This window comes from Streptomyces sp. NPDC002911 (genome assembly GCF_053591835.1).
Genome location: NZ_JBSFUO010000066.1, coordinates 1 through 5693 on the forward strand (window position 1 = coordinate 1; position 5693 = coordinate 5693).

The 5693-nt window shown below is 62.3% G+C and carries 6 protein-coding genes and 1 pseudogene; 5 read left to right on the top strand and 2 right to left on the bottom strand.

The annotated features are described in order from the left end of the window. Nucleotides 1–70 precede the first annotated feature (70 nt). The 4 genes from ACWD04_RS33600 to ACWD04_RS33615 all read left to right on the top strand — a co-directional run bounded on the left by ACWD04_RS33600 (nt 71) and on the right by ACWD04_RS33615 (nt 4135). Nucleotides 71–451 carry a hypothetical protein gene (locus ACWD04_RS33600; protein WP_451137519.1) on the top strand — a complete coding sequence of 127 codons (381 nt, stop codon included), beginning with the start codon at nt 71–73 and terminating at the stop codon, nt 449–451. Nucleotides 452–678: 227 nt separating this feature from the next. After that, entirely contained in the window at nt 679–915 is a 237-nt protein-coding gene (locus ACWD04_RS33605; RefSeq protein WP_451137520.1) for a hypothetical protein, read from the top strand. Nucleotides 916–1535: 620 nt separating this feature from the next. Beyond that, nucleotides 1536–2492 (top strand): hypothetical protein, encoded by a 957-nt coding sequence (locus ACWD04_RS33610; protein WP_451137521.1) that lies wholly within the window; start codon nt 1536–1538, stop codon nt 2490–2492. A gap of 251 nt (nt 2493–2743) precedes the next feature. Beyond that, nucleotides 2744–4135: an esterase/lipase family protein gene (locus tag ACWD04_RS33615; RefSeq protein WP_451137522.1), complete on the top strand. Its 1392-nt coding sequence runs from the start codon at nt 2744–2746 to the stop codon at nt 4133–4135. Between the two features lie 197 nt (nt 4136–4332). On the opposite strand, the gene ACWD04_RS33620 is transcribed toward ACWD04_RS33615, so the two are convergent. Then, the gene (locus ACWD04_RS33620; protein ID WP_451137524.1) at nt 4333–4482 is read right to left on the bottom strand and encodes a hypothetical protein; all 150 of its coding nucleotides are present in this window, start codon (nt 4480–4482) and stop codon (nt 4333–4335) included. Next, nucleotides 4483–4884: pseudogene (locus tag ACWD04_RS33625) on the bottom strand (GGDEF domain-containing protein); the annotation flags it as partial. An 80-nt stretch (nt 4885–4964) separates the two neighbouring features. On the opposite strand from ACWD04_RS33625, the gene ACWD04_RS33630 reads away from it, so the two are divergent. Continuing rightward, a complete protein-coding gene (locus tag ACWD04_RS33630) occupies nt 4965–5660 on the top strand; it encodes a Type 1 glutamine amidotransferase-like domain-containing protein (protein WP_451137523.1) in 696 nt (231 codons plus the stop codon). Nucleotides 5661–5693 lie beyond the last annotated feature (33 nt).

Sequence of the window (5693 nt, forward strand, 5' to 3'; positions counted from 1 at the left end):
CTCTCAACTACCTCTCACCCGTGGAGTTCGAACAGCAGCATCTGCGAGCAGTTAAACTCTCAATCGCGGCATGAGCCCCTGTGTCCACACTCCGGAGGACGCCTCACAAGGCACCGCCTCCAGCGGCAGCCTCACCGTCGTCGCCCTCGCGGCCGAGGCCGGCGTCCACCGCATGGCCCTCCAAAAGCGACACGCGGACCTCAAGAATGAGTTCTACGAACGTGTCCGCAACGAAACTCGCCAGACCCCGGAAACCGAGAAGCGACTCCGCGAAACCGTCACCAGACTCAAGAAGACCATCGCGAACCAGAGGGCCGATCTCGAAGAACTCCGTCAACTGGTGACCAGGCTTACCCTCGCCAGCGCCGTACTCACCCAAGAAAAGGGCCCCTCAGTGCGCCCCGAAGCCATTCCCGACAACGTCGTTGCTCTCCGCCCACCCACCACATGAAACCTGCAAACAGTGGGGCTGCCCCGGCTCTCTCCGCACCGGGGCGCCTCATCAAGTCCGCCTACTCCGAGACAACTCACAGGTTGAACAGCAGGACTTGACGGAAGGCACCCGTCGCCAACCTCCTGTGGGCCACCGCGACCGGAGGCATCATCCCCTTCGGCGGGCTGCTCAGCGCCCTGTACGGGCTGTCCTCCGCGCTGGCACAGCCGGTCAAGGGGCGCCTGATGGGCCGGCACGGCCAGACCGCCGTGCACCTCCCGGCCGCCCTGCTCAACTCCACACTTCTGGTGGCCCTGCCACTGGTCGGCCCGCACGGCGGGCCGGCCCTCGCCCCGGCGATCGTCATCGCCGCCGGCCTGAGCACGCCCCCGTTGGAGGCTTCCCTGATGAGCGCCAGGGGCGCCCAGATCCCCCAGGATGATCGGGCCACCTCATCCCCAGGACGTCATCCGGGACGATGAGGTCGCCAGGACGGTGCCCACCGATCTGCTGGGGCGGCCGGCGGTCACCCAGGAGACGATGCGGACGACACCGCCCACTTCCTGGTCACTCAACGGCAGCAAGAACCTTGTCGGCGCCATCGAACACCTCCACCATTCTCCGGACCATCCCGGCCGGCTCCTGCACTGGGTTGTCCGTCAGCCGTGGGCCGACGTATCTCGCTGGACCGCTCCAGATGCAGCCACAAGGCCGAGGAATCACCATGGAAAGAGAAAGCGATCCTCGACTGCCTCGAGATCACCACGCCAGAGCATCCAGCACTTCATTCTTCGAGAAGGTGCCTGCGCAGACAAGGGGAGCGAGTGTCTGCACGATGTGGGCGCACCTGTGGTTGTTAGTGCGTCCGCGGCCACCAATGCGCCTAAACCTTGCGAGCGCCAGATTGGCCTTCGGATCTGAGGGGATCGGTCCTATGTGGGGAAGCTCCTGGCAGCGTACCTCTATTGCTTTCGGCACAGCCTGCATCCTTGCAGCAGGGTCACCCCTGGCAACGGGGTCGGCTAGTACTCAGGCAGCATCACAAGTCCAACAGAGTGGCGACTTCCTGAGACCGAAGGCTCACAATCCGTCAGCGCCCAAAGTGGTCGACTGGGAAAACCGCAATTATGACCTCACTTGCGATGACATTGTCGACAAGCCGGTCAACGTGGCTGTGCGCAATGGCAAGGGAGTCGCGAAAGGCAGCAGAATTGGCGGGTACGACCGCTGGGAGGTAAAAGTCCAGCGAACCGCCCAAGGCAGCCTGCCACGGCTCGGCGATGTGACTGCTGTGCTGTTCTACTGCTCTCCGCAACCGAGCAATTTCTTCATGCAGGAACTGCGCGTCTACCGCACCGATGACGGCAGCGAGATAGGCCGCACGCCAACTCTTAATACCCCTGAATTGCCGCCGCAATATCAGCCGAGGTCCCTGATTATCGAGGAAGGTCGCCTTGCCGCTGACGTCAAGTTCTACGGGCCTGAAGACAGCCATGCGGACGGACCCTCAATACTCCGCCATGTCACTTGGACGTGGGAGGATAGCCGTTTTGTCACGCACGGGGCGGACGGAGATTTGGAGGCTCGTGGCCGGGATGACCTGAGCCGCCAGCGCATCACGGTCAACGGGTTGGGTCCGCTGGAGTTGGGCATGAGCCGTGACGAAGCTTCGAAAGCGATCGGTGCGCGGATCCCAGGAAACATGAGCAGAAGAATCTGTACCGACTTCAACGTGGAGGGAGGGCCGGAGGGACTCCTTCTACGCTTCGCGTCTGAACGCCTCGTCGCGATCTACGTAGTACGACCGGCGACGAAAATCTCGACGCTTTCAGGTATCCACATTGGTAGCACGCGAGACGCTGTACTCGATACGTACCGTGGAGAGATCACTTCCACCACCCCCGACTACGGTGGTGAGGAGCTCATTTTCGCGCCAGCCGCGCCGAGGTTTGCAGGCAAAGTGATCAGGTTCCAGATGAGCGATGGTGTCGTCGAAACCTTCATCGCTGGCGAACGTGACTGGGCAAGATTTGCCCCCTATTGCGGCGGCCCCGAATAAGACCGCTAAACACAATGAGGCATCGGCGCATTGGTGCGGGGGTGGCACGGAAACCAGATGCCGACGCCGGTTACGAGTTGGAGCGAGGGCGAACAATGGCGGACTTTCTTAGCTCTACAGCCAGGCGGGTTGCGGTCGTCCTGGTCACTGAAGCCATAGCCGTGGCCATGGCTGCGGGTCCGCTATCAGGATCCGCCACCAGTGCTTATGCGGCGCCCTCCCGCCCATCCAAAAATTGCGGGGCGGCACAGGTGGCAGGAAAGCAGTTCGCCAAGGGGGTGACCCCTGTGCTGTTCGTCCACGGATTCAACTCTGGGCCGGCCATGTGGACTGACAACGAGGCGAAGGTTGAAAAATCCAACAAGACGCTTGTTGATCTGGTCTCGCAGGCAGGATCCATCACTGCGTTCACTTTCGATTACCGGAGATTCAGTAATCGCTGGGTGACAGACAGGGCCATAGGCCATAGGCTGGCCGACACGATTTCCTGCCTCAGGCAAGAAGCCGATCGAAAGGTGATTTTGGTGGCCCACTCCATGGGTGGCCTTGCTGCACAATGGGCCGCAAGTGATAGAGGCGGTCGCGTGGGCCGTAACATCACCGCCGTTGTCACCCTAGGCACACCGTACAAAGGCTCATGGTTGGCCAAATGTACACTCAATCGGGCACTTGACGAGGGACACATTCGCGAATGCGGTGAAGCCAGGAAGCTATTCAAGAAGTGCGATGAGATACAGCGAAGAGGCGAAAAGCAGCCAGCCGCCTGCAGAGGCGTGCCTTCCGAGATCGCACGTAAAAGCAAAGCAGTTGAGGGGCTAGCCAACAAGAACTCTGAAATCACCAATCTTGCGCCTTGGCCGAAGGGCGGACCCGATGTTTACCCACTCGCCGGAAAAGCTGAATTCAAAACAAAGGAGAGGAAGGGTGAGGCAGGACTCTTTGGTGTGCTCGCAGTTGCTGGGATCGAAATAGGGGACAAGGTCGTAAGCATAGAATCCGCCACCAACGGTGGACATATAGCCACTGTGGACTGTGAAGCAAAGGACCCGCAGATAGATACATGCTTCCATACGATGCTTCACCGAAATGATATTCTGGCGAGAACTGTCGTAGGCAGAATTAAGCTCGCCCTTCAAAGGGAACAGGAACAGTCAACTCCCAGGCGAGTTGACTTGAGTCGCCAGCGCATTACGGTCAACGGCATGGGCCCCTTGAATTTCGGAATGAGTCGAGCCCAAGCCGAGAAGGCAATCGGGGCGCGGATCCCAGGAACCCCAGATCAGCCAGAACCATTTGGGCGGCCCTGTAAGGACCTGGCGGTGAAGGGCGGACCGAAAGGGCTGTTCCTGCGATTCTCACGAGATGAACTCGTCGCAATCCGAGTGTCGCCAGCCGCATCGACGTCAATCTCGACAGCCTCCGGGATCCACCGGGGCAGTCCGCGATCAACCTTGCTGAGGATCTACGCGGCAGAAATCACAACCACCTCCGTTGACAACGGCAACGAGGAGTTCCACTTCGAGCCCAGCGCGCCGAAATTCGGCGGAAGAGTTATTCAGTTCTCCGTAAAGGACGGCAAGGTTGACGCCTTCGCCGCCGGCGAGCGCTTCTTCGCAGACAACCTCGATTGCAGCTCAGACTGACGCCACCTCGCTGGCGAGCCGGACCGTCGCGAGCGCGAGAACAGGTTGTAGGTCATAACGACCGGCGTGGCCGCCAGGGCCCCCGCCGATGTTGAACAGAAGCACTTGACAGGGAAGGCACCGGAGGATGCAGGTCGTCCACGGCTGCCGGATGGTGATGCCGCGGATCCAGTCGGGTGCGACGGGAGGGTGGTTGCTCATGCGGTCCGCTCCACGGTGTGGGTGCCGGGGCGGCCGGCGCGGCGTCCGTTGACGGATGCCGCGGTGAGGTCGGTCCGGGAGGCGAGGAGCGCGCGACCGGTGTGCTTGGCCCTGTAGAGGGCGGCGTCAGCGGCGCGCTGCAGCACCGACAGATTGCTGGTGCCGAGGGAGTTGGCTGAGGCGGCGCCGATCGACGCGGCGACCTGGACGACTCGGTGGTCCTCGAGGACGACGGGTTGGGTGAGCTTGTCGACGAGCTGGGCGAGGCGGGCCTGGCGCCGCTCGGGGGCGATGCGCAGCGTCAGGGCGAATTCGTCGCCGCCGAGCCGGCCGACGGCCGCGCGGTTGCCTGCCCAGGCGCTGAGCCGGTCCGCGGTCGCTGAGATGACCGCGTCTCCGGCAGCGTGGCCGAGGGTGTCGTTGATCGCTTTGAAATGATTTTTCTGGACTACGCGCTGAATCCGGAGCTGCCGTCCGGCCGATGCTCTCCGTCCGCTTGTGGCCTTGTCCGGTCGCTGGGCGGACCCGCGCGTTGAAGGCGGATCTATCCGATTGCGGTTATAGCCAGTGGCTTGGCATCGTTCGGAGCGTCGTCCGAGTCTGAAGCACGAATCGAGGGGGCACCCGCATGGCTGTCGTGCCGGAAAGACGTTTGGCTCTTCTTGGAGGGGGCTTCTCCACCGATGACGATGGCCTGCTGGACGATTGGGTGCTTGAGCAGGTGCGCGCTCCTCGGCCCAAGGTGTGCTTCGTGCCGACAGCCAGTGGAGACGCCCCCGCTTACGTCGAGCAATTCCTCGCGGCCTATCAATCACGCGCCTGCGAGCCCAGTGTCTTGCAGCTGTTTCGGCGGGAGCTCGATGACGATGCCCTGCGAACCTTCCTGCTGTCTCAGGACGTCATCTATGTGGGTGGGGGCAACACCGCAAACTTGCTTGCGGTGTGGCGCACGCACGGCGTGGACCGGGTGCTGCGCGAGGCCTATGACCACGGAATTCTGCTATGCGGTATCAGTGCTGGTGCCAACTGCTGGGCCGAGGGCTCGCATACCGACTCCTTCGGGCCACTGACCTACCTCTCCGACGGGTTGGGCCTGCTCTCCGGCTCTGTCTGCCCCCACTACGACAGCGAGCCGGGCCGACGGCCCTCCTATCGGGAGGCCGTCGCAACCCGCGCGCTTCCAGCTGGGTGGGCAGTGGAGGACGGCGTCGGCGCACTCTTCACGGGTGGCACGCTGACTGACTCGGTGACCCGCACGCCTCAGGAGCCGTTGTCGTACCGAGAGGTTCGGTTGCGGGTCGAACTTGGGTTCCCGGTTGGGTGATCGGCTCGTGGCCGGGGAATGAAAGCAGGGCCT